Here is a 909-nt window from a genome sequence, read left to right as displayed (position 1 = left end):
AACAACGTCATGACCTCTTACACCTAGTGGGGCGCCGCCGGGCGGGGACGTGCCTCAGTGGAGCCGGCCGACCAGCGCGCCGAGCGCGCGCCGGTCCACGAGATCCGGGTCCGTGCCGGTGCCCAGGAAGAGCGCGACCTCGCGCGCGAACGCGATCCCGGGCGCGGGCGGGGCGGTGAGCAGGTCGGCCTGCGCCTCCGGTGCGTCGGCGCCGCGCGTGTGGCGGATCACGGGTGCGTGCCGCGCGTCGCGGTCCGTCATCACGTGCACGAATCCGCCGACGGTGACTTGGGGCAGGGCCTGCTGCCACGCCATCATCGCGGGGCCGAGCAGCGGCGGGGCCACGGGACGGCCCCGGGAGCGCAGGTCCGCCCCGTCCCAGGTGTAGGTCCCTTCCGGGACCATGACGGAGCCGATCAGCGCCAGGCGATGGCCGCACAGCACCGCGTGGTCCACGTCGAGGTGCCGTCCCCAGCGCCCGCCCAGCCGCAGCCCGGTCAGGACCCGGGCGGCCGGCAGCGCGTCCGCCACGTGGCGCAGCAGCACGTCGAGGGTGCGGGCCTGCCGCAGCACCCGGTGCTCGTCCGGCAGGATCCCGCGCGGCCGCGGCGCCCCGTGGACGCGTTGGCTCGATCGCGGCAGGTCCAGCACGGTCGGGTCCGTCTCCGCCTCGCCGGGCGGGGGCTCGTAGCGCACGGGGCGGGCGGCACGTCCGCCGGGTCCGGACCGTCCCGACGGTCTCGCCCGCCCTGATCCGGCCGTCGCGTGGGGGCCGCGGGCACCGACGTCCGGGTCGGGCAGCGAGAGGTCGTACCGGCGCCGGGCCTCGGCGTCGCCGAGCAGGTCCCACGCCCGCGTCACGGCCCGGAAGGCGGCGGGGTCGCCACCGACGTCGGGGTGCGCGGCCCG

Annotated in this window: 1 protein-coding gene; it reads right to left on the bottom strand. The window is 77.9% G+C overall.

All coding sequences use genetic code 11. The features are described from left to right. Window positions 1-54: 54 nt before the first annotated feature. A partial coding sequence (locus HMPREF3105_RS00230; RefSeq protein ID WP_070708492.1) for a molecular chaperone DnaJ occupies window positions 55-909 on the bottom strand: 855 nt, incomplete at its 5' end.

The sequence above is a fragment of the Micrococcus sp. HMSC31B01 genome (assembly GCF_001816085.1).
Lineage (GTDB): Bacteria > Actinomycetota > Actinomycetes > Actinomycetales > Micrococcaceae > Micrococcus > Micrococcus luteus.
The sequence above is the reverse complement of the archived record's forward strand: the minus strand, read 5'-3'. Positions and strand labels throughout refer to the sequence as shown.